We start from the raw sequence: 24,709 nt of genomic DNA, 5'->3' as shown, positions 1-24,709 counted from the left end.
CCGCCCGGCGAGAGCCGGAACAAATGGCCCGATCCCTCAGTTTGATTGTTACGTCACGCGATGTGATATCAGCATCCAATTTCGAGGGTAGAAATGATCAATACCGACACGATCCAATCGGGCACCGAAGTCGACGAAATGAAAATTGTCGTCAACTCGCTCTATCTGAGCCTGTCTTTCCTGCTTCAGCGCATTGCCGAGATTGGCGGCAGACAGGCCGCAGACGAGGCCCGCGATGCGCTGATCCACAACCTGGAGGCGGGCAACATCAATTTTGCAATCATGGAAGACCGCAAGCTGTTCGACTTTGTCGTCTCGATAGCCGAAGCGCTTCCAAAAGCCCGTTGAGCATTCTCGTGCCGGGATAGGGTTGGCAAAACATGCGCGCGCAATGTATCTTTGCCCTTTGATGACGTTCGCAAGCTTGAAAGGAACATCAGATGGCAGAAACCTGGCTCCCTTCCCTCAAGACGGCCACACCCCAGGAAGGGTTTGATCTCGCCACCAAGCTTGCCCGGGTGGGCATAAAGGTGACCCAGCCCTCGGCAGAGCTGCGCGACAAGCTGCGCGCCGCTTACGAACAGGACACAACGCAATTGATCGCCTCTTCTCAGGTGATCGCCATCCATTTCCAGACCGTCGCCGCTGCGAACAATTATTGGCGCGATTGACGGCACTCTCAACGACCGGCGTTAACCTCGAGGCTCTGCTTATCGGCAGTGTCCGCCCTCTCGGCACGCGCAGTGTTCCAAGCGGCATTGCCAAGATGAGCGTTGATCGGCCACTCACTGTCGGCGCAACGGGGCTTGTCGGCGACGCGCAGGGCGATACCAGAAATCACGGCGGCCCGGAAAAAGCGCTGCACCACTATCCGCTCGATCATTATTCCGTGTGGACCGCGGAGATCGGCCACCGCGACGTGCTAGCCAAGCCCGGTGCTTTCGGGGAAAACCTCTCCACCCTGGGGCTTGTCGAGGATGACGTCGCCATCGGTGACGTGTTCACGCTCGGCAGCGCCATTATCGAGGTCAGTCAGGGCCGCCAGCCGTGCTGGAAGCTCAACGAGCGCTTCGCGCAACCGGATATGGCAAAGCGGGTACAGGCAAGCGGGCGTACGGGCTGGTATTATCGGGTGCTGCAACCCGGTGAAGTGGCGCCCGACAGCCGGCTCGAACGGATCGATCGCCCGGCGCCAGCCTGGACGATCAGCCGCGTCTGGCGCGTATTCTACATCGATGTACTCAACCGCGCCGAACTCGAGGTGCTTGCCGAACTGCCCAGGCTCGCCGAGGGCTGGAAGCGTTACGCCCGGCGGCGCCTGGAGACCGGGGCCGTCGAGGATTGGACGTCGAGACTGGCCGGTTCATAATACATCCTGCCCTTAGAGCCCCTGTTTTGATGGATTCAAAACAGGGGCTCTAAGTCTTTGTTATATCGCGTTTCGCTTACGCGGCCCTTTGGGTCCGAACCGCATAAGTGGTATCCACTGATGCTGGAAACGCTCTAACAAAGAAGCGCGCCCGTGAGCGCGCTTCTCAAGATCAAGGCAGGGTCAGCTTTCGCCCATGCCCTCGGCGGGCTTTGGCGCGCTGCCCGAGCGGACCTCTTTTTCGATCCGGGCGCCGACGTCGGCGTCGATGCTCTTCCAGTACGCGAACGCGCGGCTCAGAACCGGCTCGCGGACCCCGCCCAGCAGGCTGCCGGCCACCTGATCCACAAGCGCGTCACGCTGTGCGTCGTTGAACACCTCGCGCACGAGAATGCCCGGCTGGCTGAAGTCGTCGTCATCGCTGCGCAGGTTATAGGCGCTGCGCACCATGGCGCCATCGGCCTCCCAGCCGTCATCGACCGGCCCGGTTTCGTCGGCCCATTCGCGGCCCCCGCTATTTGGGACGTAGACGGGCGCGTTGCCGCTGTGGTGATAGGCCATCTGCCCGTCGAACATATAGGTGTTGACGGGAACCTTTGGCTGGTTGACCGGCAATTGATGGAAATTGGTGCCGATACGGTTGCGCTGCGCATCGTTATAGGCGAATGCGCGGCCCAGCAGCATCTTGTCGGGCGAAAGGCCGATGCCGGGCACAGTATTGCCGGGCGAAAACGCTGCCTGCTCGATCTGGGCAAAGAAGTTTTCCGGATTGCGGTTGAGCGTCATCTTGCCCACCCGGATCAGCGGATAGTCGGCATGCGGCCAGGTCTTGGTCAGATCGAACGGGTTGATCCGGTAGGTCCTGGCCTCTTCATAGGGCATCACCTGCATCGACAGGATCCAGCTCGGATGCTCGCCGCGCTCGATGGCGTCGAACAGGTCGCGCCGGTGGAAATCGGCATCGGCGCCCGACATGGCCGTGGCTTCCTGGTTGGTGAAGAATTCCATGCCCTGTTCGGTGTGGAAGTGGTACTTGACCCAGAACTTTTCGCCTTTGGCGTTGACCCACATATAGGTATGCGAGCCATAGCCGTTCATGTTGCGCCATGTGCGCGGCAGGCCCCGCTCGCCCATCAGATAGGTCACCTGATGCGCGGTCTCGGGGTTGTTGGTCCAGAAATCCCACTGCATGTGATTGTCGCGCAGGCCCGAATCCGGCAGGCGTCGCTGGCTGCGGATGAAATGCGGGAACTTCATCGGGTCGCGCACGAAAAAGATCGGCGTATTGTTGCCTACGAGGTCGTAATTGCCCTCGCTGGTGTAGAATTTGAGCGAAAACCCGCGCACGTCCCGCCACGTGTCGGGGCTGCCCTGTTCACCGGCGACGGTTGAAAAGCGCGCCAGCATCTCGGTTGAAGCGCCCTTCTGGAACAGCGCCGCCTTGGTATAGGCCGAGACATCCTCGGTGGTCTCGAAGATGCCGAACGCGCCCGAACCCTTTGCGTGCGGCAGGCGCTCGGGCACCTTCTCGCGGTTGAAATGCGCCATCTGCTCGAGAAAGTGCACATCATGAAGCACGATCGGGCCATCGGCGCCGACGGTCAGCGAATTGCGGTCGCTTACGGCCGGAGCTCCCGTGCTCATGGTGGAGCGAATCCCACGCATACTGGTTTTGTTGTCTTGATCCGACATGGGCATCTCCTTCAAGGATGGATTGTTGAAAAACGGAGGCGATTCCACATCCCGTCCGCTCAAGTGGCACAATTCTAGAACATCTGCCGCTCGAATGCCACTGGCGTTGCTCTGCCGGTGTATCGTGTGCGCCGTCAGGCCCACGCGAAATTTGCATGGCTCCGGCCTGGAACGCAGGCGGCAGTTGACTTGGCGCCTGCGCATGGGCTTTACACGTTCAGCGAAATTCACCCCGCCTGCTTCCGTGTCGAGGCGGGCTGTTCTTGTGACGACAGGTATCGGCGACATGCTCGAAAAGACTTACGATCCGGCTTCGGTGGAAGACCGCATTTATGCGGCATGGCAGGGTGCGGACTGCTTTGCGGCGGGTGCGGGGGCAAAGCCGGGGGCGGAGAGTTTCTCCATCGTCATCCCGCCCCCAAACGTCACCGGGTCGCTCCATATCGGGCACGCGCTCAACAACACGATTCAGGACGTGCTGGTGCGCTTCGAGCGCATGCGCGGCAAGGACGTGCTCTGGCAGCCGGGCACCGACCATGCCGGCATCGCAACCCAGATGGTGGTCGAGCGCCGGCTCATGGAAACCCAGCAGCCCTCGCGCCGCGAGATGGGGCGTGAGAAATTCCTTGAAAAAGTCTGGGAGTGGAAGGCCGAGAGCGGCGGCACGATCCTCAATCAATTGAAGCGCCTCGGTGCGTCCTGCGACTGGTCGCGCGAGCGCTTCACCATGGATGAGGGGCTTTCGCGCGCGGTGCTGAAGGTCTTCGTCCAGCTCCACAAGGAAGGGCTCATCTATCGCGACAAGCGGCTGGTGAACTGGGACCCCCATTTCGAGACGGCGATCTCCGACCTCGAGGTCGAGAACATCGAAGTCGATGGCCATATGTGGCACTTCAAGTATCCCCTGGCGGGCGGGGAAACCTACACCTATGTGGAAAAGGACGAGGACGGCAATATCGTCTTCGAGGAGGAGCGCGACTATATCTCGATCGCGACAACCCGCCCCGAGACCATGCTGGGCGACGGCGCGGTCGCCGTGCATCCCGATGACGAGCGCTATGCGCCCATTGTTGGGAAATTCTGCGAAATCCCGGTGGGTCCAAAAGAGCATCGGCGCCTGATCCCGATCATCACGGATGAATATCCCGATCCCGATTTCGGCTCGGGCGCGGTCAAGATCACCGGCGCGCACGACTTCAACGACTACGAAGTCGCGCGGCGCGGCGGCATTCCGATGTATTCGCTGATGGACACCAAGGGCGCGATGCGTGCCGATGGCGCGCCTTATGCGCAGCAGGCCGAGATTGCCCGGCGCATTGCCGAGGGCAAGCAGGATTTCGACACCAAATCGGTGGCCGAGATCAACATCGTGCCGGACGAATATCGCGGGCTCGACCGCTACGAGGCGCGCAAGCGCGTGGTCGCCGACATCGATGCCGAGGGCCTGCTGATCGAGATCGAGAATAAGAAGATCATGCAGCCGTTCGGCGACCGCTCCAAGGTTGTCATCGAACCGTTCCTCACCGACCAGTGGTTCGTCAACGCCTATGAACTCGCCAAGCCCGCGCTGGCTTCCGTGCGCGAGGGGCGGACGAATTTTGTCCCCAAGAACTGGGAAAACACCTATTTCGCCTGGCTCGAGAACATCCAGCCATGGTGCGTCTCGCGCCAGCTCTGGTGGGGGCACCAGATTCCGGCGTGGTACGGGCCGGATGGCCGGTTCTTCGTCGAGGAAAGCGAAGAGGCCGCGCGTGCGGCCGCCAAGACCCATTACGGCGAGGACGTGGCGCTCGAACGCGATCCGGACGTGCTCGACACCTGGTTTTCGTCCGCGCTCTGGCCGTTCTCGACCATGGGCTGGCCCGACGAGACGCCGGAGGTTTCCCGTTACTACCCCACCAGCGTGCTGGTGACCGGGTTCGACATCATCTTCTTCTGGGTCGCCCGGATGATGATGATGGGCCTGCATTTCATGAAGGAAGAACCGTTCTCGACCGTCTACGTCCACGCGCTGGTGCGTGACGAGAAGGGCCAGAAGATGAGCAAATCCAAGGGGAACGTCATCGATCCTCTTGAACTGGTCGATGGTTATGGGGCCGACGCCACACGCTTCACGCTCGCTGCGATGGCCGCGCAGGGGCGCGACATCAAGCTCTCGATGAGCCGGGTCGAGGGCTACCGCAACTTCGTCACAAAACTCTGGAACGCCGCGCGCTTTCTCGAGATGAACGAATGCGTGCGGGTGGAAGGATACGACCCGAAAACCGTATCGACCTCGCTCAACCGCTGGATCGTCGGGGAAACGGCCAAGGCCGTGGCCGATGTGACGCGCTCGATCGGGGACTACAAGTTCAACGAGGCGGCCAACCACGCCTATGATTTCGTCTGGGGCACGTTCTGCGACTGGTTCGTGGAACTGGCCAAGCCGGTGTTCTCGGGCGCGGACGAAACCGCCAAGACCGAAACCCGCGCGACGGCGGCGTGGGCGCTCGACCAGATCCTCAAGGTGCTCCACCCCTTCATGCCGTTCGTCACCGAAGAGCTTTGGAGCGAGACGGGCAAGACAGGCCCGGCGCGCGAGGGCTTCCTGATGCTCTCGGAATGGCCGGCGCTGGAGGGCCTGTCGTTCCCCGAGGCGGAAGCCGAACTCAACTGGCTCGTTGCCGTCATTTCCTCGATCCGGTCTGTGCGCACGGAAATGAACGTACCCGCCGGGGCAAAGGTGCCCCTGGTGGTGATCGGGGCCGACGAGACGACGCGGGCATGTATCGCCGCCCATGAAGCGGCGATCCAGCGGCTGGGGCGGGTCGAAACCATCGCGCTTGCCGATGCAGTGCCGTCGAGTTCGGCGCAGTTCGTCGTGGGCGAAGCCGTCTGGGCGTTGCCGCTGGCCGATCTCATCGACATCGGGGCCGAACGCCAGCGGCTCGGCAAGGAAGCCGGCAAGCTGGACGGCGAGATCGCCGGGCTCGAAAAAAAGCTCGGCAACGCGCAATTCCTCGCCAAGGCGCCAGAACAGGTGGTTGAGGAGCAAAAGGCACGGCTTGCTGAGGCAAAGGCCCGGCGCGCCAGGATCGCCGAGGCGCTCGAAAGGCTGAGCTGACCCTTTCGGCTGCGGGCTTGCGCCCGGTTTTCGTGATAATTTTACTACACTGCCCGAAGACTCTTTTGAGTCTTCGGGCGGGTCACGTTTCGCTAACTGGATTTGCCACATTCTTTCCCTAAACAGGGGCTGGAATTTGCGCGGGTGGGCGAAATTGAATGATCGCGTGGCGGGTTGAAAGCCGCGCGCGTATCCCTTCATGCCCTCCTACGCAGGCCAGCGGTTTTCCCGATAATCCGGGGACCGCGGCGAGGAGCAGGGATGACCGCAGGACTGGCAGACATCGGGCATTTTGGCGGGGCGGGAGCGCCCGGCGCCGGTGTGTGCTGTAATGCGGACACAATGGTCTCCTATTTTCAAGGAAAGGATCGAGCCGTGTGCAACGACGCGCGGCAGGCAGTCCGATCGGCTCGCTGGCGCATCGTCAGAGCCGGATTGCCGGGTCCGAAACGAAACAGGATCAACAGGGTGGCGGTGGAGCGTTTTTCTACCGGCACGGACAGGTTAACAGCGTACCCCGGCCAACAACGGGCAGCCTGGCGCAAGGCGCGGGCGGCGCTCGGGCAGGGGATGAGAAGGTGTGTCATGCCGATCATCAGATGTGCCACGCTTGCCTTTGCGGCGGCATTTTCGGGGCTCTGCGCAGTTTCATTTACAGTGCCCGTCCAGGCGCAGACGGCTATCGAGGCCGCGCAGGAACTCGCCGACATGCTCGACAGCGCAACGCTGAACCTGAGCGGGGAGAACGTGGTTTCCGCGCTCGAGGGCGGCGCCGAGGCGGGAACGCCGATCGCGCTCTGGCAGTTGGGGCTGATGTATGAGTCCGGCGTGGGCGTCGAAAAGGACCCGGCGCGCGCCTTCCAGTATTTCTCCCAGATCGCCAACGACTATGCCGATGCGCCGCCGCGCTCGCTCGATGCGGACATCGTGGCGCAGTCCTTCGTCAAGATGGGCGATTATTACCTGCATGGCGTGCCCGATGCGGGCGTGCCCGAGGACAACAACCGGGCGCACACGCTGATCCTGCATGCCGCCGCCTATTTCGGTGACGCCGAGGCGCAATATCGTGCGGGCATGCTCTATCTCGACCCCAATGAGCTGGGCTCCAACCCCCTCCAGAGCGCGCGCTGGCTGTCTCTGGCCGCTCGCAAGGGGCACCCGGCAGCGCAGGCAAAGCTCGGCGAATTGCTGCTCGGCGGCAACGGCATCGAAGCCCAGCCCGTCGAGGGGCTGATGTGGCTGACGCTCGCCAAGCGCCGCGCGATGGGAACGAGCGATGAAGCCTGGATCGGCGAACTCTCCGACGCCGCCGTCTCCAGCGCCCCGGTCGCCCAGGTACAGGCGGCAACCCATGCCGCCGATACCCTTGGTCCGCAATTCGGCGGGTATTAGAGACGTTTCAGGTTTTAATCGTAACGATCGGCAGCGAACCCTCTGTCGCGGAGAACACTCCTGTATGGATCCCGGTATTTATTACCGGGGACCAGCGCGCTCCGGGCCCAACCATCCAGCATATCGTTTCCATCAAAACTGAAACAATCTAAAGGTCCTGGATCGCCTGCCCCTTGGCGCCTGCCAGATGCCGGACGAACTGGATGGCGACGCGGCCGGAACGGGCACCGCGTGTGGCGGCCCATTCGATGGCCCGGGCGCGGAGTTCGTCCTCGCCGACCGGGATGCCGTAGTGGTCGACATAGCCCCGGATCATCTCGAGATAGGTGTCCTGGTCGCAGTTGTGGAAGCCGAGCCAGAGCCCGAAACGATCGGAAAGCGAGACCTTTTCCTCAATCGATTCGGCAGGATTGATCGCGGTCGAGCGTTCGTTGTCGATCATGTCGCGCGGCATCAGGTGGCGGCGATTCGAGGTGGCATAGAAAAGGGTATTGGCCGGGCGGCCTTCAAGGCCGCCATCGAGCACCGATTTGAGCGCCTTGTAGCTCGTCTCGTCGCGGTCAAAGCTCAGATCGTCGCAATAGATGATGAAGCGCTCGGGGCGGCGGGTGACGAAGCGCAGCAGTGCGGGCAGGGTGCCGATATCCTCGCGATTGATCTCGATGAGCAAGAGGCGGCCCATGCCGGGTTCGGGATCGGCTGCGATATGGGCGTGGATGGCCTTGACCATCGAGCTCTTGCCCATGCCGCGCGCGCCCCAGAGCAGCGCGTTATTGGCGCCGTGTCCGCGCGCGAAGGCCAGCGTGTTCTCGAGCAGGATGTCGCGCTGGTGGGCAACGCCTCTGAGCAGCGCAAGGGGGACGCGGTTGACATGGGGCACCGGCAGAAGCGCCTCCGATGAGCCGTCCCAGAGATAGGCGTCGGCATTGTCGGTGATTTCGGGGGCAGGGCGGTCGGTCCCCGACATTACACCGAGCGAGCGGGCGATGTCGTCGAGCGCCCCGGCGATCGAGGCAAGCTGGTCGTTCTGGTCCACTGGTGGAAAGGCTCCTTTTGAGCGCCCGATAGGCTTTGCGTTTCTTTAGGGGCGCTTGTATAGTCCGCGCGATTTTTGGGGCGGCACAAGCCTCCCAAAGCCGCGAAACGGCCCCTATATATGGGGCAATCAGCCATGCTTTGACAAGCAGACCCAAGGAGCAGTCTCTATATGTTTGTGACGCCAGCCTATGCCCAGGGACCCGCTGGGGGAGGAATGGAACTCTTTTCCAGTTTCGTTCCCATCATCCTGCTTATCGCCATTTTCTGGTTCCTTATTTTCCGTCCGCAGCAAAAGCGGATGAAGGAACACAAGGCCATGCTGGAAGCGGTCAAGCGCGGCGACACCATCGTCACCAATGGCGGCATCGTGGGCAAGGTCACCAAGGTGGTCGAGAACGAGGACATCGAGATCGAAGTCGCGCAGGGCGTCAAGGTCAAGGTCGTGCGCACGATGATCGCGGACGTGCGGACCAAATCCGAACCGGTCAACGACAACGCCTGACCGCGCCTTTATCGGTACAGCAGCTTTTCGTGCCAGCGCGTCTTGATGCGCTGGCGCTTTAGCTCATCAGGGATATCCCCAATACAATGAAAAACTCGCCGTTCCGAACAGCCATTATTCTTCTCGTCACGCTGGTCAGCATGTTCATGGTGCTGCCCAATTTTCTCGATGACGACACGCTGGACGGGTGGCCCGATTTTCTTCCCAGGGAAAAGATCGTTCTCGGCCTCGATCTCCAGGGCGGGGCGCACTTGCTCTTGCAGGTCAACCGCGAGGATATCGTCGAGGGCCGATTGAGCGATCTGCGGCGCGATGCGCGCTCGATCCTCGTCAACGAGGGAATAGGCAACATCATCACCACGCGCGGGACGGTGCTGGACATCCAGCTCACCGATGCCGGCCAGCGCGATCAGGCGCGCCAGCTTCTGTCCCCGCTCGAAACGATGATCGAGACGTCGGTTTTCGGCACCGGCGGCATTGCGGAAACCTCGATCCAGACCGTGGGTAACGACATTATCCGTGTTTCGCTGACCGACGAGGGCATCACGGACCGCATGTCCTCGCTCGTTGCCCAGTCGCTCGAAGTCATCCGCAAGCGCATTGACGAGGTGGGGACGACCGAGCCGATCATCCAGCGCCAGGGGCAGGACCGCGTTCTGGTGCAGGTTCCCGGATTTGGGGATTCCGAGCGGCTCAAGGACCTGATCAGCCAGACCGCGCGCCTGACCTTCCATATGGTCTACCCCTCGATGAGCGCCGATCAGGCCCGCGCGCAGGGCTTGCCGCCGGGAACCATGATCGTGCCCAGCGCCGATGGGATTGACGAGTTGCTTTATGAGGACGTGACGCTGGGCGGCGAGCAACTGGTGGATGCGCAGCCGGCATTCGACCAGAACTCGCGACCGGTCGTAACCTTCCGCTTCAATACGCAAGGGGCGATCACCTTCGCGGACGTCACCTCGCACAATGTGGGGCGGCGCTTTGCCATCATGCTCGACGGACAGGTCATCACCGCCCCGGTGATTCAGCAGCCGATCACGGGCGGTTCGGGGCAGATCTCCGGCAATTTCACGCCGGAAACGGCGGGCGATCTGGCCGTATTGCTGCGCGCGGGCGCGTTGCCCGCCACCCTCGACGTGGTCGAGGAACGTACCGTGGGGCCAAGCCTTGGCGCGGACTCGATCAATGCCGGTATCACCGCGGGCGTCATCGCCACCATCGGCGTCGTCATCTTCATGTTCGCGGCCTATGGGATATTCGGACTTTTCGCCAATATCGCGCTGCTGCTCAACATCATGATGATGCTGGCGGTGCTGTCGATGCTGGGAGCGACGCTGACGCTGCCAGGTATTGCGGGCATCGTGCTCACCATCGGCGTTGCCGTCGACTCCAACGTCATCATCTTCGAGCGCATACGCGAGGAGTTCGCCGCCGGACGATCGGCGGTGCAGTCGATCGCGCTGGGCTTCAAACGGGCTATGCTGACAGTGGTGGACGCCAACGTCACAACGCTTATCGCCGCGGTCGTGCTCTTCTTTCTCGGGTCCGGCCCGGTGCAGGGCTTTGCGGTAACGCTCGCCATCGGCGTCGTAACGACGATGTTCACGGCCTATACCGTCACCCAGTCACTCATCGAGGGCTGGTTCAAGATAACGCGGTCCAAGACGTTGCGTGTCAACATCATGGAAAAGCTGCTGCCGCTCGAACCGACGATCCCGTTCATGAAATGGCGTATTCCGGCACTGGTGATTAGCGGGATCCTGACGGTGGGCGCCATCGCCTCGCCGTTTATAGTGGGCCTCAATCTGGGTATCGATTTTACCGGCGGCACCGCGATCGAGTTGCAGGCCCGCGAGGGGAATGCCGACATCGCCGATCTGCGCGAGAGGCTTTTGGCGCTCAATGTCGGCGAGATACAGGTGCAGGAATTCGGCAATCCGCAGGACGTTCTGGTCCGCATGGGCATTCAGGACGGAGACGACAGTCAGCAGCAGGTGGCCGTGGCCCAGGTGACCGACGAGGTCTCTGCGGACTACGAGGTGCGCCGTACCGAGGCAGTCAGCGGCACGGTGTCGGGCGAACTTGCCCTGAGCGGGGCCATCGGCGTTTTCGTTGCCATCATCTGCATCATGATTTACGTCTGGACACGCTTTGAGTGGCAGTTCGGTGTGGGCGCGTTGGTGGCGCTGATGCACGACACAGTGATGACGCTGGGCCTGTTTTCGGTGTTCAACCTCGAATTCAATCTCTCGAGTATTGCGGCGATCCTCACCGTCATCGGTTATTCGCTCAACGACACCGTCGTGATTTACGACCGCATCCGCGAAAACCTCGTCAAATACAAACGGATATCGCTGGCTGAAATTGTCAACATGTCGCTCAACCAGACGCTGGCGCGCACGATTCTGACCGGCGGCACCTCGGCGCTGGCCCTGCTTGCGCTCGTCTTCTTTGGGGGCGAGGTTATCCGCGATTTCACTATCGCGATGGCGTGGGGCGTGTTCGTTGGCACCTATTCCTCGATTTTCATCTCCGCCCCGATCCTGCTCTATCTCGGCGTCAAGACGCGCAGCGACGCGGTTGCCGACAAGCCAAAGCCGGAGCGGCGCGCCGATGGCGCTTCGGTCTAGAATATGGATTGGGAAGCGGGGCAGGGGCACTATCCCTATCAGGCCGTCATCGACGCCTATGGCGATGGTGGATTCCGTTTCGCGGAGATGTCGCACAAGGGCTCGCTGATCTGCCTGCCCGGCGGAATGTATGCCTGGGACGTCGAGGCACCGGCAGGCGTTTCGCTTTCGGCGCTCGAACGGGTTTACGCGGCGGCCGGGGCCATCGATGTCCTTCTGATCGGGCTCGGTTCGGACATTGCGGCGATCGACCCGGCGATCCGCGCCGCCTTCAAGGACAAGGGCGTGATCGTCGAAGCCGTATCGACGGGGAGCGCGGTGCGGACCTACAACGTTCTTCTCAATGAACAGCGGGCAGTCGGCGCGGCGCTGATCGCGGTCGAAAAGGCGCGCTGAGATGGCCCGGCCGGACAGCCATGGGCTGGCAGCGGCGCAATTGCGTGAGCTGGACCGGGACCGCTATGCGGCAAGCCTCGTGATCCCCACCCGCAAGCGGACTGATGTGCAGGCGCTGTTTGCCTTTGCTGCCGATGTCGCGGCCATCCGCGAACGCGTTTCCGAACCCACCCCGGGCGAAATCCGGCTGCAATGGTGGATCGATGCGCTGGAAGGCGAGGAGCATGGCGAGGTCCGGCGCAATCCGGTCGCCGATGCGCTGCTCGATACCATCGCCCGGTGCGCGCTGCCGTCCGGCCCGTTGATCCGTCTGCTCGCGGCGCGGCGGTTCGATCTCTACCACGATCCCATGAGCGACATCGGCCAGTTCGAGGGCTATGCCGGCGAAACCGTATCGGTGCTGTTCCAGTACGCGGCGATGATCCTTTCGGGCGAGGAAACGCCGCCAACCGCCGATGCGGCGGGCCATCTCGGCGTTGCGCTGGCGCTGGCGGGCCATCTGCGCGCCTTCGGCTATAACGCCTCACGCGGCCAGCTCTTCCTGCCGCTGTCGGTCTTTACCGCGCATGGCGTGCGCGAAGCCGATATTTATGCGGGAACGGACAGCGCGGCGCTGCGTGCAGCCATCGCGCAGTTATTCGATATTGCCGAGGATCACGCGCAAAAAGCGCGGACCGCGATAGCGGCATTGCCTTCCCCATTGCGCCCGGCCTTTGCCTCGCTGGCCTTGGTGGATGGGGACCTCAGGCGCCTGGAGCAGAGGACAGGCACCCCGTTTGCTCCCCCGGCAGTCTCCAGCCCCTTCCGGCGTCTTGCCAGCCTGATGTGGTGGACGATGCGCAACGGGTAGGCTCCCCACGATCCTATCCGTCGTTGCCCGGTTTATCCGGGCAATCCAGCTTTTGCCGCACTGGGTCACCCGGATAAACCGGGTGACGACGGGGCGTGTTGAGGGTCAGGTCAGAGCGCTCAAACCCAGCCCGCCAGATCCTCGAGCGCGCGGGAGGTGATGGCTTTTTTCTTGACCAGCGCCTTGTCGGGGCCGCGCCAGCGTCCCGTGTGACCCTCGGGCTTGCTGATCGTCACGGGCGGGAAGAGGCCGAAATTGACGTTCATGGGCTGGAAGGACCGGGCCCCCGAATAGGCTTCGGCTTCCAGATGTCCGCCGGTGATATGCCGGATAAGGGCGCCGAACGCGGTCGTTTCGGGTGGTTGCGAAATGGGCTGCCCCTTGGCTTCGGCAGCGGCGAAACGGCCCGCAACAAGGCCCATGGCCGCGCTCTCGACATAACCCTCGACGCCGGTGACCTGCCCGGCGAAGCGCAGCCGGGGCGCGGCCTTGAGCTTTAGGTCCGCGCCCAGCACCTTGGGAGAATTGAGGAACGTATTCCGATGTAGTCCGCCAAGCCGGGCGAATTGCGCATTCTCGAGGCCGGGGATCATGCGAAAGATATCGGTCTGCACCCCGTAGCGCATCTTGGTCTGGAAGCCGACCATGTTCCAGAGCGTGCCCAGCGCGTTGTCCTGGCGCAGTTGCACGACGGCGTGCGGCTTGGTTTCGGGGGCGCGGGGGTTGGTGAGCCCGATGGGCTTCATGGGGCCGTGGCGCAGCGTTTCCCGGCCCCGCTCGGCCATGACCTCGATGGGCAGGCAGCCATCGAAATAGGGAACCTTCTCCCATTCCTTGAACTGGTGCAGGGGCGCTGCCAGGAGGGCATCTATGAAATCGTTGTATTGTTGCTCGTCGAACGGGCAGTTGAGATAGTCAGCACCCGTACCCGCTGGGCCGGGCTTGTCGTAGCGCGATTGGGCCCAGACGATATCCATGTCGATGCTGTCGGCGTGGATAATCGGGGCGATGGCGTCGAAAAAGGCGAGCGCATCCTCGCCGGTCAGCGCCTGGATCGCTTCGGCCAGCGCAGGCGAGGTCAGCGGGCCGGTGGCGATGATGACATTGTCCCACTCGGCCGGCGGCAGTCCGGCGATCTCCTCGCGCGCGATGGTGATGCGCGGATGGGCCGTGAGCGCATCGGTGACGGCCTGGGAAAATCCGTCGCGGTCGACGGCCAGCGCGCCGCCGGCGGGCAGGGCATGGGCATCGGCGCTGCGCATGATGAGCGAGTTGGCCCGCCGCATTTCCTCGTGCAAAAGGCCAACCGCGTTGTGCTCGTGGTCGTCGGACCGGAAACTGTTGGAACAGACCAGTTCGGCAAGTCCGCCGGTCTGGTGCGCATCGGTGGGGCGGACGGGGCGCATTTCATGCAGCACCACATCTATGCCGGCCTCGGCGGCCTGCCATGCGGCTTCGGATCCGGCGAGGCCACCGCCGATGACATGCACTGTACTCATGAAAATTCCTGGCTGGTTCGTATCGGCCCAGGCTATACGCGGTCGCGGCCGGAGGGGCAACCGCCGCCGAGAAAGGGGTGCCGGAAACGAAAAAGGCACCCATTGGAAGGGTGCCTTTCAGGTTCTGCGCGCGGGGAGAAATGCCGGCTTAGAGCGAATTGGCATGTTCACGGGCAATACGCTGGATATCGGCGCGGTTGATGCCGAGATCGCCAAGGTCACGATTGCCGAGCGCGTTCAGTTCACGGACGGTCTGGTTATAGGCCGACCACTTCCTCAGGGTCTTGCGAATGTTCATCTTTATTTCCTTTCGTTGTACGCGCCATACATAGTTCGGCGCAGCGGCCATTTGCAGATGGAGTTTGTTCAATCCGGGTTTGCAGAAACCGCATGCCTCGCCGGAGTAGAAATCGGTTGCTTGAAAAACAAAAGGCACCCGGAACGGATGCCTTTTCAGCTTCTGGCTTTGGAGGTCGCAGAAGGTGCCGTAGCGAACGGCCTGCGGACCGGATGCTTGCCGTCAGATGCGGCTGGCATGGTCGCGGGCGATGCGTTCGATGTCGCCACGGGTAATCCCGAGGTCGGTCAACTCGCGGTTGCCCAGCGCGTTCAGTTCACGCACGGTCTGGCTGTATGCGGCCCACTTCTTAAACGTCTTGCGAATGCTCATTGCTTTTCTCCTTTCGTTGTCACGATACGTATATAGGGGAGTAATCGCGACTAAACCAGTCGTCTTTAGGCAAGCCGGCTATGCGCTGCCCGCATAGCTTGCGTCCCGCTTTATTCGGGGCGGCCGAAAAGGCCCTTCGTCATCTTCGCGAAATCGGGGGCGGGGATGCCCAGGTCATCGATCGCAAGACGCGGCTGGCTGCGGATGGCACGCCATGCGCGCGGGGGATAGGGCTGCACCGCCTTGCTGCTCCACACGATCCTGACGAACATCGCAACCTCCATATGGGGACTGGTTCGAGAGTGTGAAGGATAGCCCGGAATCGCAGGCGGCGGGACCGGGAGAAGACGCAATGCGCCCATGCGGCAGGCGCATGGAAATTATCATGCGTCTGCCACAGTGATGTGTACTCGATGCGGGTTTATTGCGCCGCCGTCTCGATCCGCAGGGGGCGCCGGGACATGACGTCCTTCAAGAACCGCCCGGTGTGCGAGCGCGGGTTCTCGGCAACCTCTTCGGGCGTGCCCGCGGCAACGATCTCGCCGCCCCCGTCGCCGCCCTCGGGCCCCAGATCGATGATCCAGTCCGCCGTCTTGATGACTTCCAGATTGTGCTCGATGACAATGACCGTGTTGCCGGTATCGACCAGTTCCTGGAGCACTTCGAGCAGTTTGGCCACGTCATGGAAATGCAGCCCGGTCGTGGGCTCGTCGAGTACGTAGAGCGTTCGACCCGTTGCGCGCTTCGAGAGTTCCTTGGCGAGCTTGACGCGCTGGGCCTCGCCGCCCGAAAGCGTGGTCGCCTGCTGGCCGATCTTCACATAGCCCAGCCCCACGCGCTGGAGGGTCACCAGCTTGTCGCGGATCGCCGGGACGGCGGAGAAGAACTCGGCGCCTTCGTCCACGGTCATGTCGAGCACATCGGAGATCGACTTGCCCTTGAACTGCACTTCCAGCGTTTCCCGGTTGTAGCGATGCCCCTTGCACACGTCGCAGGTGACGTAGACGTCGGGCAGGAAGTGCATCTCGATCTTGATGACACCGTCACCCTGGCACGCCTCGCAGCGCCCGCCCTTGACGTTGAACGAGAACCGCCCCGGCCCGTACCCCCGCGCCTTGGATTCGGGCATGTTGGCGAACCACTCGCGGATATGGGTGAAGGCCCCGGTATAGGTTGCCGGGTTCGAGCGCGGCGTGCGCCCGATGGGGCTCTGGTCGATGTCGATGACCTTGTCGAGAAATTCGAGGCCCGTGAGGCTTTCGTGCGGGGCGGGGTGCACCCGCGCGCCGTTGAGCCGCCGCGCGATCGCCTGATAGAGCGTATCGATGGTCAGCGTCGATTTCCCGCCCCCCGATACCCCGGTAACCGAGACGAAAAGGCCGAGCGGAATATCCACCGAGACGTTCTTGAGGTTGTTGCCCGTTGCCCCGGCAAGGCTGATCTTGCGGCCCTTCTTGGCCTTGCGCCGTTCGGCGGGCACGGGAATGCCCATGCGGCCCGAAAGATACCCGCCGGTGATGCTGTCGGGGTTGGCCAGAATGTCGTCCGGCGTGCCCTGGGCGACGATCTCGCCGCCATGCACGCCCGCGCCGGGGCCGATATCGAGCACGTGGTCGGCGGTGAGGATGGCGTCCTCGTCGTGCTCGACGACAATTACCGTATTGCCAAGATCGCGCAGGCGCCTCAACGTTTCGAGCAGGCGCGCATTGTCGCGCTGGTGCAGGCCGATCGAGGGCTCGTCGAGAACGTAAAGCACGCCGGTCAGGCCTGAGCCGATCTGGCTGGCGAGCCGGATGCGCTGGCTTTCCCCGCCCGAGAGCGAGCCCGAATTGCGCGAAAGCGTCAGGTATTCCAGCCCCACATCGTTGAGGAAGGTCAGGCGCTCGCGGATTTCCTTCAAAACCCGTTCGCCGATGGCGCGCTGGGTTTCGTTGAGATCCTCGGGCAGTGCCTCGAACCACTGCGCCGCGCCACGGATCGAGAGATTGGCGACCTCGCCGATATGCCGCCCGGCGATCTTGACCGCCAGCGCCTCGGGCTTGAGCCGGAAACCGTTGCAGGCCGGGCAGGGGGCGGCGGACATATAGCGCTCGATATCCTCGCGCGCCGCCGAGGATTCGGTTTCGCGGTAGCGGCGTTCGAGATTGCCGATGACACCCTCGAAGGGCTTTCTGGTGGTGTATTTGCGTAAGCCATCGTCATAGACGAATTCGATAGGCGTCTTGTCGGTGCCGAACAGGATCGCGTGCTGCACCTCGAAGGGCAGGTCGTTCCAGGCCGTGCCGGTAGATGCCTTGAAATGGCGCGTCACCGCCTGCAGTGTCTGGAGATAGTAAGGGGACGAGGTTTTCGACCAAGGGGCGATGGCGCCGTTGCGCAGAGACAGATTGCCGTCCGGCACGATCAGGTCGGGGTCGATCTTGGCTTCAGATCCCAGCCCTGAACAGACCGGGCAGGCACCGAACGGGTTGTTGAACGAAAAAAGACGCGGCTCGATCTCGGCGATGGTGAAACCGGAAACCGGGCAGGCAAACTTTTCCGAAAAGGTCAGGCGTTCGGGCGTGCCGTCATCGTTCACGCTATCGGCCAGTTCGGCAATGGCGATGCCATCGGCCAGCCGCAGCGCGGTCTCGAAACTTTCGGCCAGCCGGCTGGCGATGTCGGCATTGACGACGATGCGGTCGACCACGACCTCGATGTCGTGCTTGAGTTTCTTGTCGAGGACCGGGGCCTCCTCGATCTCGTGGAATTCCCCGTCGATCTTGACGCGCTGGAAGCCCCTTTTCATGAGATCGGCGAGTTCCTTGCGATACTCGCCCTTGCGGCCGCGCACGATTGGCGCGAGCAGGTAAAGCCGGGTGCCTTCCTCGAGTGCCAGCACCTTGTCGACCATCTGGGAGATGGTCTGGCTCTCGATGGGCAGGCCGGTGGCGGGCGAATAGGGGATGCCGACGCGCGCGAACAGCAGGCGCAGATAGTCGTAGATCTCGGTGACGGTGCCGACCGTCGAGCGGGGATTTCGCGAGGTCGTCTTCTGCTCGATGGAAATGGCGGGAGAAAGCCCGTCGATCTGCTCGACATCGGGCTTTTGCATCATTTCGAGGAACTGGCGCGCATAGGCCGAAAGGCTTTCGACATAGCGGCGCTGGCCCTCGGCATAGATGGTATCGAAAGCGAGCGAGGATTTGCCCGAGCCCGACAGCCCGGTCATCACGATCAGCTTGTCGCGCGGCAGCCGCACGTCGATATTCTTGAGATTGTGTTCCTTGGCACCGCGAATGACGATGTCACGATTGGGATTGGAAATGTCCGGCATGATGCGGTCCAGGCAGCAAAAGCCTCCAGCAAGAGGCGACAGGCGAAGCGGGAAACGACACGGGCGTGGCGCACGTCCGGATCACATAAGCACATCGAGGTGACGCCGCAAGGCGGCGCGGCAATTTGGGCACCCGAAGTTAGAACATAATGAGAACAGTATGATTCCGTCAACGGGGTTTGTTGACATTTGTCCCATAAGAACATATTGAGAACAAAAAGTGCGGAGCAAACTGTGCATAAGCGCGACGGGCGGGGCGCGGCGCGCTTGTTTAGGCTCTATAGTGCCGGCGCGAAGAAAATTTTAGAGGTCGATTATGTCGGGAAGCGTCAACAAGGTCATTCTGGTGGGCAATCTTGGGGCCGATCCGGAAATCCGGACGCTGAACAATGGCGGCAAGGTCGCCCAGCTTTCCATCGCGACATCCGAGCGCTGGCGCGACCGCAACAGCGGTGAGCAGCGCGAGCGGACCGAATGGCATCGCGTCGTGATCTTTTCCGAAGGTCTGGTGCGCGTGGTCGAGCAATATCTCAAGAAGGGCGCCAAGGTTTATCTCGAGGGTCAGCTCCAGACCCGCAAATGGCAGGACCAAAGCGGGCAGGACAGATATACCACCGAGATCGTTCTGCAGGGCTTCAACTCGACCCTCACCATGCTCGACGGGCGCGGCGAGGGGGATGGCGGCGGCTACAATCAGGGCGGCGGACGCCCGGTCGAAAACCGCGGGCGGCCCCAAAGTGCCCCCGCCTTCGAGTCCGGCGGCATGGACGACGATATTCCGTTCTGACCTGCGCCGGCGCTTGATAGAATCGCACAAGGTGCGGCGATTGCACGGCACTGGACCCCGGGGCCAAGTCCCGGCGCGACATTGGAGATAGGTAAAGATCGCGCCAAAACACCAATTGTCATTCCGGGATTCATTTCCGGCAATCCAGGGCGATCTTCCCGCACCGCCGTAGGACGCGTTCTGGAAAATAGGCGCAAAAAAGACACTCTTCGAGCCGCCTTTTTAATTTCCGGTCACTGCTCGGCGGAGGGTCCGGGCGGTTGGTCGTCCGCGTCATCGGCATTACGCACGATTTTGACCCGGACGCGCGTTGCCAGTGCCGCGATGGCGCCGATGGCCGCGAGCCAAGGGGCTGCGAGCACCACGACGCTACCGGCGATCGCACCGGTGGTCAGGGGGATTTCGAGAAAGCTGTCGCCGCTTTTGGTCTTGACGCGCAACGTACGCACATTGCCTTCGGCGATCAGCTCCTTGATGTGCGCAAGCAACTGGTGCCCGGCGATCTCGAATTCCTCGGTGAAGGTCCGACCGCCCTTGTTCTCGTCGTTCATCATCGCGCTCCTTTCGCGGGGCATGAACAGGTTCGTCTTTTTTGAGGTGATGTGCCCGGCGGCTGAAATCAAGGGCCGCGGCGTTCCCGATCCTCTTTTCAAACCCGTTTCCATCCCGGTTGAGCCGGCGCGCGCTTAACTCTTCGTTAGGCAAACCGGCGCCGCCGGGATTTATATCTGGACAGGAACAAATAACGAACTTATAAGAACAAACATGGAACTTTATCAAAAGGAGGCAAACATGCTGACCATTGTGAAGGACTTCATGGCTCTGGTTTCGCTTACCGTTTTCGGCGGCGTCATGCTCGCTTACATGGACATGCTGGCCTATATCGCCTGACCCTTGTGCAAAAGCCGCGCCCATGGTTGGCCTTGGGGGCGGGGAGTGGCAAAAGGAAAGCAGCGGCCCGCCCAGAGAGAATCGCCAATATGTCCGGTCCCGGCTTCATCCATCTGCACGTCCATTCCGCCTATTCGCTACTCGAAGGCGCGCTGCCGCTCGGCAAGATCCTCGACCTTGCGGTAAAGGACGGCCAGCCCGCCGTGGGGATCGCGGACACCAATAACCTGTTCGGAGCGCTGGAATTTTCCGAGAAGGCCGTGGGCAAGGGCATCCAGCCCATCACCGGATGCGAATTGGCCATCGATTTCGGCGGCGAGGAGGAAAAGCCCAATGAGCGCGCCAGTTTCGGCAAGGGCATCGTCGTCCTCATCGCGATGACCGAGGAGGGGTTCTCCAACCTCTCGACGCTCGTTTCACGCGCCTATCTCGAAGGCAGCGACGGCAGGACCGCCGCCCACATCGACTGGCTGGGGGGGGCCGCCGAGGGGCTGATCTGCCTCACCGGCGGCCCGGAAGGGGCGATCGATCCGCTCCTTGGAGCGGGCCTCGATGCCGTTGCGGAAAAGCGTCTGCTCAAGCTCCACGATCTGTTTGGTGACCGGCTTTATATCGAAATCCAGCGTCATGACCGGCCCATCGAAAACGCCGTCGAACCGCGCCTGATCGATCTTGCCTACCGGCACGGCCTGCCGCTGGTCGCGACCAACGAGCCCTATTTCCCCATCCAGGCCGATTTCGATTCCCACGACGCGCTGCTGGCCATCGCGGCGGGCTCGGTCGTTGCCCAGACCGAACGGCGGCGGCTCTCGGATCAGCACTGGTTCAAGACCCGCGCCGAGATGATCGCGTTGTTCTCCGATCTCCCCGAGGCGGTCGAGAACACCATCGAGATCGCCCGGCGCGTAAGCTATCGCCCGCAAACCCTCGATCCCATCCTGCCCCGCTTCGCCGCCGTGCCCGGCCAGAGCGAGGCCGACGCGGTCGCCGCCGAGGCTGAGGAGTTGACCCGGCAGGCCGAAGAAGGTCTTGAGCGCCGTATCGAGGCCTTCGGCATCGCGCCCGGCGCCACCGAGGACGAGTACCGCGCGCGCCTTGCCTTCGAGCTGAAAGTCATCCGGGACATGAAGTTTCCTGGCTACTTCCTTATCGTTGCTGACTTTATCAAATGGGCCAAAGCCCATGATATTCCAGTCGGGCCGGGGCGCGGTTCGGGCGCGGGCTCGCTCGTCGCCTATGCGCTCACCATCACCGATCTCGATCCGCTGCGCTACAATCTGCTGTTCGAGCGCTTCCTCAACCCCGAGCGTGTGTCGATGCCCGACTTCGACATCGACTTTTGTCAGGAGCGCCGCGAGGAGGTCATCGACTACGTTCAGAAAAAATACGGGGCCGATCAGGTCGCCCAGATCATCACCTTCGGAACGCTGCAGCCCCGCGCCGCCCTGCGCGACGTGGGCCGCGTGCTCCAGATGCCCTATGGTCAGGTCGATCGCATCTGCAAGCTCGTGCCCAACAACCCGGCCAATCCGGTGACGCTGGCGCAGGCGATCAGCGACGAGCCGCGCCTGCAGATGATGCGCGACGAGGACGAGACCGTCGCCGAACTGTTGCGTATCGCGGGCAAGCTCGAGGGGCTCTATCGCCACGCCTCCACCCACGCCGCCGGCATCGTCATCGGCGACCGGCCGCTGCACGAATTGTTGCCGCTTTATCGCGACCCGCGCTCGGATATGCCGGTCACCCAGTACAATCTCAAATGGGTCGAACCGGCGGGGCTGGTGAAGTTCGATTTTCTGGGGCTCAAGACCCTGACCACGATCCGTTATGCGATCGACATGATCAGGCAAAAGGGGATCGAACTCGATATCGATGCCATCCCGCTCGACGATGCGCCCACCTACAAGCTCTATGCGGACGGCGATACCTACGGCATCTTCCAGTTTGAAAGTCCGGGCATGCGTCGCGCGCTGGTCGAGTTGAAGCCCGACCGCATCGAAGACCTGATCGCCATGAACGCGCTCTATCGGCCTGGCCCGATGGACAATATTCCCAGCTTCATCCATCGCAAACACGGTCGCGAAAAGGTCGAGTATCCACACCCGACCCTCTCTTCGGTGCTCGACGAGACCTACGGGATCATCGTCTATCAGGAACAGGTGATGCAGATCGCCCAGTTGCTTTCGGGCTATTCGCTGGGTGAAGCCGACATGCTGCGGCGCGCCATGGGCAAGAAGATCAAGGCCGAAATGGACCTGCAGCGCGAGCGCTTCCGCGAGGGCGCGCTGGCCAACGGCCTCAAGCAGTCTCTTGCCGACAATATCTTCGATCTTCTGGCTAAGTTCGCCAATTACGGCTTCAACAAGAGCCATGCGGCGGCTTACGCCTGGGTGTCCTACCAGACGGCCTGGCTCAAGACACACTATCCGCACGAATTCTATGCCGCCTCGATGACCCTCGACATGGGCCAGACCGACAAGCTGGCCGATTTCCGGCGCGAGGCGGAAAAGAAGGGCATCGAGGTCGTCCCGCCCTGCATCAACCGGTCCGAGGTCAATTTCTCGGTCCGCGATGGCTGCATTCATTATTCGCTCTGTGCCGTCAAGGGCGTGGGGCGGCAGGTCGCCGAACATATTGTCGAGGTGAGGGGGAACGGGCCCTTCACCGACCTTTCGGATTTCGCCCGCCGCATCGACCCCAGGATCATCAACAAGCGCACCCTCGAAACGCTCATCAATGCCGGCGCATTCGACAGTCTCGTCAAGCGCCGCGAGCAGGTCATCGCCGTCATCGATGCCATCGTGAGCACCGCGCAGCGCGAGACCTCGGGGCGCGCCGACGGGATCGTCGACATGTTCGCGGCCAGCCAGCCCGACAGGATCGAGGTGCCCGGCAATATCGAGCCCTGGAGCCTTGCCGAACGGCTCGCGCGCGAACACGCCGCCATCGGCTTTTATCTCTCGGCCCACCCACTCGACGATTATTTCGAGCTTTTTGAAAAGCTTCGGGTGCAGCAATGGGCGATGTTCGAGAAGGCGGCGAAAGCCGGTGCGGCGGCCGGGCGTCTGGCGGGGACGGTTATTTCCCGGCAGGATCGCCGGACCCGCAAGGGCTCGACCATGACCATCATGATGCTGTCCGACCCCAGCGGTTCGTTTGAATGCGTGGCGTTCTCCGAAACGATTTCCGACTATGGCCATCTGCTCGAAGCGGGGAAATCGGTAGTCATCGAGGTCGGCGCCGACGCACGGCCCGACGGAGTGCGCGTGCGGCTGCTGAAAGCCGAGGCCATCGATACTTCGGTTGAAAAGCTGGGCAAGCGCATGACGATCTTTGCGGGCGACGAAACCTGCCTTGCCCCCATCCGCAGCCAGTTGCAGCCCGGCGGGGAAGGGGTGGTCAGCCTCGTTCTCGTGCGCAACCATGGCGAACAGGAATACGAGATCGAGTTGCCCGGCCAGTTCCGTTTGAGTCCCCAGCTCGCCGGCGGGCTCAAGGCGATTTCGGGGGTCGTGGACGTGCGGCTCAACTGACGAGGCTTGCCTCGGAGGCCCGGCTCCTGTATAGCGCGCAACGTTAAATCCACATGCAAAGGCTGGCTCCGTGACCTAACGGAACCGATCCGGTGGCGGAAATCCGTCCATACGTCCTTTGCAGAGGCAAAACCGGAAAGGAATACACCAATGGCATTGCCCGATTTTTCCATGCGCCAGCTTCTTGAAGCCGGGGTCCACTTCGGCCACCAGAAGCACCGCTGGAACCCCAAGATGGAACGCTACATCTTCGGCGTCCGCAACGACATCCACATCATCGACCTGAGCCAGACTGTGCCTGCGCTTTACCGCGCGCTCCAGCTCATTTCCGATACCGTGGCCGAGGGTGGCCGCGTGCTGTTCGTGGGCACCAAGCGCCAGGCCGCGCCGCTCGTCGCCGAGGCGGCCCGCCAGTCCGCGCAATATTATGTCAACTCCCGCTGGCTCGGCGGCATGCTGACCAACTGGCAGACGATTTCCCACTCGATCCAGCGCCTGCGCGAACTCGAGGCCCTCGAAGCGGAAGGCGCTTCGGGTCTCACCAAGCGCGAGCGCCTGCAGCGCAGCCGCGAGCAGGAGCGTCTTGAGCGCGACCTCGGCGGCATCAAGGACATGGGTAACGTGCCCAACCTGCTGTTCGTGATCGACACGAACAAGGAAGCCAACGCGATCAAGGAAGCCCGCCGTCTGGGCATCCCGGTGGTTGCCATCGTCGATACCAATTGCGATCCCGATGTCGTCGATTTCCCGATTCCGGGTAATGACGACGCGGCTCGTGCGCTCGAGCTTTATCTCTCGCTCGTCTCGCGTGCCGCCATCGACGGCATTTCGCGCTCCTCGTCGGCGCTGGGCCACGATCTGGGCGCATCCAGCGAAGTGCTCGAAGAGCCTGCGCTGGCGGCTGAAGAGCCCGCCGCCGAGGAAACTGCTGCCCAGGATCAGGTGGCCCAGGAGCAGGCCACTCAGGCCTGACAGCCCGTCACCGGGTTGACGCAACTGACGAATATGGCCCCACAAGTCCCGCGTTCCATACGCGGGCCT

General features: G+C 62.3%; 20 protein-coding genes. 12 read left to right on the top strand and 8 right to left on the bottom strand.

What is annotated here, in order from left to right; translation table 11 throughout:
- The first annotated feature begins 93 nt into the window (after positions 1 to 93).
- The 3 genes from DQG18_RS07460 (at position 94) to DQG18_RS07450 (ending at position 1,369) form a co-directional block, all read left to right on the top strand.
- On the top strand, positions 94 to 348 hold the full coding sequence (locus DQG18_RS07460) for a hypothetical protein (RefSeq protein WP_116653610.1): 255 nt from the start codon (positions 94 to 96) through the stop codon (positions 346 to 348).
- 92 nt (positions 349 to 440) lie between these two features.
- Positions 441 to 671: a hexameric tyrosine-coordinated heme protein gene (locus DQG18_RS07455; protein WP_116653609.1), complete on the top strand. Its 231-nt coding sequence runs from the start codon at positions 441 to 443 to the stop codon at positions 669 to 671.
- Positions 672 to 766: 95 nt separating this feature from the next.
- On the top strand, positions 767 to 1,369 hold the full coding sequence (locus DQG18_RS07450; RefSeq protein WP_116653790.1) for an MOSC domain-containing protein: 603 nt from the start codon (positions 767 to 769) through the stop codon (positions 1,367 to 1,369).
- Between the two features lie 183 nt (positions 1,370 to 1,552).
- Here the strand turns inward: DQG18_RS07450 and DQG18_RS07445 are convergent, their stop codons facing one another.
- Positions 1,553 to 3,013 carry a catalase gene (locus DQG18_RS07445; protein ID WP_245958397.1) on the bottom strand — a complete coding sequence of 487 codons (1,461 nt, stop codon included), beginning with the start codon at positions 3,011 to 3,013 and terminating at the stop codon, positions 1,553 to 1,555.
- 334 nt (positions 3,014 to 3,347) lie between these two features.
- Between DQG18_RS07445 and DQG18_RS07440 the strand changes: the two genes are divergently transcribed.
- Positions 3,348 to 6,164: a valine--tRNA ligase gene (locus tag DQG18_RS07440; RefSeq protein WP_116653608.1), complete on the top strand. Its 2,817-nt coding sequence runs from the start codon at positions 3,348 to 3,350 to the stop codon at positions 6,162 to 6,164.
- A 585-nt stretch (positions 6,165 to 6,749) separates the two neighbouring features.
- Positions 6,750 to 7,556 (top strand): tetratricopeptide repeat protein, encoded by an 807-nt coding sequence (locus tag DQG18_RS07435; RefSeq protein WP_198669699.1) that lies wholly within the window; start codon positions 6,750 to 6,752, stop codon positions 7,554 to 7,556.
- Between the two features lie 148 nt (positions 7,557 to 7,704).
- Here the strand turns inward: DQG18_RS07435 and DQG18_RS07430 are convergent, their stop codons facing one another.
- Positions 7,705 to 8,592: an ATP-binding protein gene (locus tag DQG18_RS07430; RefSeq protein WP_425454217.1), complete on the bottom strand. Its 888-nt coding sequence runs from the start codon at positions 8,590 to 8,592 to the stop codon at positions 7,705 to 7,707.
- Positions 8,593 to 8,808: 216 nt separating this feature from the next.
- Here DQG18_RS07430 and yajC point away from each other — a divergent pair, with 216 nt between their 5' ends.
- The 4 genes from yajC (at position 8,809) to DQG18_RS07410 (ending at position 12,972) form a co-directional block, all read left to right on the top strand.
- Positions 8,809 to 9,096 (top strand): preprotein translocase subunit YajC, encoded by a 288-nt coding sequence (yajC, locus tag DQG18_RS07425; RefSeq protein ID WP_342771497.1) that lies wholly within the window; start codon positions 8,809 to 8,811, stop codon positions 9,094 to 9,096.
- Positions 9,097 to 9,182: 86 nt separating this feature from the next.
- A complete protein-coding gene (gene secD, locus DQG18_RS07420; RefSeq protein WP_116653605.1) occupies positions 9,183 to 11,726 on the top strand; it encodes a protein translocase subunit SecD in 2,544 nt (847 codons plus the stop codon).
- A gap of 3 nt (positions 11,727 to 11,729) precedes the next feature.
- Positions 11,730 to 12,122: an Mth938-like domain-containing protein gene (locus DQG18_RS07415; RefSeq protein ID WP_116653604.1), complete on the top strand. Its 393-nt coding sequence runs from the start codon at positions 11,730 to 11,732 to the stop codon at positions 12,120 to 12,122.
- A gap of 1 nt (position 12,123) precedes the next feature.
- A complete protein-coding gene (locus DQG18_RS07410) occupies positions 12,124 to 12,972 on the top strand; it encodes a phytoene/squalene synthase family protein (protein ID WP_116653603.1) in 849 nt (282 codons plus the stop codon).
- Between the two features lie 119 nt (positions 12,973 to 13,091).
- Here DQG18_RS07410 and trmFO read toward each other — a convergent pair whose 3' ends face one another.
- From trmFO to uvrA, 5 genes are all read right to left on the bottom strand, one after another.
- Complete coding sequence (gene trmFO / locus DQG18_RS07405; protein ID WP_116653602.1) at positions 13,092 to 14,471, bottom strand: methylenetetrahydrofolate--tRNA-(uracil(54)-C(5))-methyltransferase (FADH(2)-oxidizing) TrmFO; 1,380 nt, start codon at positions 14,469 to 14,471, stop codon at positions 13,092 to 13,094.
- Between the two features lie 148 nt (positions 14,472 to 14,619).
- Positions 14,620 to 14,769 (bottom strand): DUF1127 domain-containing protein, encoded by a 150-nt coding sequence (locus DQG18_RS07400; protein WP_116653787.1) that lies wholly within the window; start codon positions 14,767 to 14,769, stop codon positions 14,620 to 14,622.
- A 222-nt stretch (positions 14,770 to 14,991) separates the two neighbouring features.
- Entirely contained in the window at positions 14,992 to 15,141 is a 150-nt protein-coding gene (locus DQG18_RS07395) for a DUF1127 domain-containing protein (protein WP_116653601.1), read from the bottom strand.
- A 110-nt stretch (positions 15,142 to 15,251) separates the two neighbouring features.
- Complete coding sequence (locus DQG18_RS16030) at positions 15,252 to 15,413, bottom strand: hypothetical protein (RefSeq protein WP_157970052.1); 162 nt, start codon at positions 15,411 to 15,413, stop codon at positions 15,252 to 15,254.
- Between the two features lie 149 nt (positions 15,414 to 15,562).
- Positions 15,563 to 18,457 (bottom strand): excinuclease ABC subunit UvrA, encoded by a 2,895-nt coding sequence (gene uvrA / locus DQG18_RS07390; RefSeq protein WP_116653600.1) that lies wholly within the window; start codon positions 18,455 to 18,457, stop codon positions 15,563 to 15,565.
- Positions 18,458 to 18,773: 316 nt separating this feature from the next.
- Here uvrA and ssb point away from each other — a divergent pair, with 316 nt between their 5' ends.
- Positions 18,774 to 19,244 carry a single-stranded DNA-binding protein gene (gene ssb / locus DQG18_RS07385; RefSeq protein WP_116653599.1) on the top strand — a complete coding sequence of 157 codons (471 nt, stop codon included), beginning with the start codon at positions 18,774 to 18,776 and terminating at the stop codon, positions 19,242 to 19,244.
- A gap of 233 nt (positions 19,245 to 19,477) precedes the next feature.
- On the opposite strand, the gene DQG18_RS07380 is transcribed toward ssb, so the two are convergent.
- Positions 19,478 to 19,795, bottom strand: coding sequence for a DUF4342 domain-containing protein (locus DQG18_RS07380; RefSeq protein ID WP_245958396.1), 318 nt, complete (start codon positions 19,793 to 19,795; stop codon positions 19,478 to 19,480).
- 429 nt (positions 19,796 to 20,224) lie between these two features.
- Between DQG18_RS07380 and dnaE the strand changes: the two genes are divergently transcribed.
- Together dnaE and rpsB are read left to right on the top strand one after the other, a co-directional pair.
- The gene (dnaE, locus tag DQG18_RS07375) at positions 20,225 to 23,668 is read left to right on the top strand and encodes a DNA polymerase III subunit alpha (RefSeq protein WP_116653598.1); all 3,444 of its coding nucleotides are present in this window, start codon (positions 20,225 to 20,227) and stop codon (positions 23,666 to 23,668) included.
- Positions 23,669 to 23,818: 150 nt separating this feature from the next.
- Entirely contained in the window at positions 23,819 to 24,640 is an 822-nt protein-coding gene (gene rpsB / locus DQG18_RS07370) for a 30S ribosomal protein S2 (RefSeq protein ID WP_116653597.1), read from the top strand.
- Positions 24,641 to 24,709: the final 69 nt, after the last annotated feature.

The organism is Pelagibacterium sediminicola (assembly GCF_003390885.1).
GTDB classification, from domain to species: domain Bacteria; phylum Pseudomonadota; class Alphaproteobacteria; order Rhizobiales; family Devosiaceae; genus Pelagibacterium; species Pelagibacterium sediminicola.
Note: the sequence above shows the minus strand (reverse complement) of the source record. Positions and strands in the feature narration are given on the sequence as shown.

Bases quoted from the DNA above. Each gene is read 5' to 3' on its own strand.
- DQG18_RS07440 (WP_116653608.1), top strand. From the start codon at position 3,348: ATGCTCGAAAAGACTTACGATCCGGCTTCGGTGGAAGACCGCATTTAT.
- DQG18_RS07395 (WP_116653601.1), bottom strand. From the start codon at position 15,141: ATGAGCATTCGCAAGACGTTTAAGAAGTGGGCCGCATACAGCCAGACC.
- DQG18_RS07435 (WP_198669699.1), top strand. From the start codon at position 6,750: ATGCCGATCATCAGATGTGCCACGCTTGCCTTTGCGGCGGCATTTTCG.
- ssb (WP_116653599.1), top strand. From the start codon at position 18,774: ATGTCGGGAAGCGTCAACAAGGTCATTCTGGTGGGCAATCTTGGGGCC.
- trmFO (WP_116653602.1), bottom strand. From the start codon at position 14,471: ATGAGTACAGTGCATGTCATCGGCGGTGGCCTCGCCGGATCCGAAGCC.
- DQG18_RS07450 (WP_116653790.1), top strand. From the start codon at position 767: ATGAGCGTTGATCGGCCACTCACTGTCGGCGCAACGGGGCTTGTCGGC.
- uvrA (WP_116653600.1), bottom strand. From the start codon at position 18,457: ATGCCGGACATTTCCAATCCCAATCGTGACATCGTCATTCGCGGTGCC.
- DQG18_RS07460 (WP_116653610.1), top strand. From the start codon at position 94: ATGATCAATACCGACACGATCCAATCGGGCACCGAAGTCGACGAAATG.
- dnaE (WP_116653598.1), top strand. From the start codon at position 20,225: ATGTCCGGTCCCGGCTTCATCCATCTGCACGTCCATTCCGCCTATTCG.
- DQG18_RS07455 (WP_116653609.1), top strand. From the start codon at position 441: ATGGCAGAAACCTGGCTCCCTTCCCTCAAGACGGCCACACCCCAGGAA.
- DQG18_RS07415 (WP_116653604.1), top strand. From the start codon at position 11,730: ATGGATTGGGAAGCGGGGCAGGGGCACTATCCCTATCAGGCCGTCATC.
- secD (WP_116653605.1), top strand. From the start codon at position 9,183: ATGAAAAACTCGCCGTTCCGAACAGCCATTATTCTTCTCGTCACGCTG.
- DQG18_RS07410 (WP_116653603.1), top strand. From the start codon at position 12,124: ATGGCCCGGCCGGACAGCCATGGGCTGGCAGCGGCGCAATTGCGTGAG.
- DQG18_RS16030 (WP_157970052.1), bottom strand. From the start codon at position 15,413: ATGTTCGTCAGGATCGTGTGGAGCAGCAAGGCGGTGCAGCCCTATCCC.
- DQG18_RS07445 (WP_245958397.1), bottom strand. From the start codon at position 3,013: ATGAGCACGGGAGCTCCGGCCGTAAGCGACCGCAATTCGCTGACCGTC.
- DQG18_RS07380 (WP_245958396.1), bottom strand. From the start codon at position 19,795: ATGAACGACGAGAACAAGGGCGGTCGGACCTTCACCGAGGAATTCGAG.
- yajC (WP_342771497.1), top strand. From the start codon at position 8,809: ATGGAACTCTTTTCCAGTTTCGTTCCCATCATCCTGCTTATCGCCATT.
- rpsB (WP_116653597.1), top strand. From the start codon at position 23,819: ATGGCATTGCCCGATTTTTCCATGCGCCAGCTTCTTGAAGCCGGGGTC.
- DQG18_RS07400 (WP_116653787.1), bottom strand. From the start codon at position 14,769: ATGAACATTCGCAAGACCCTGAGGAAGTGGTCGGCCTATAACCAGACC.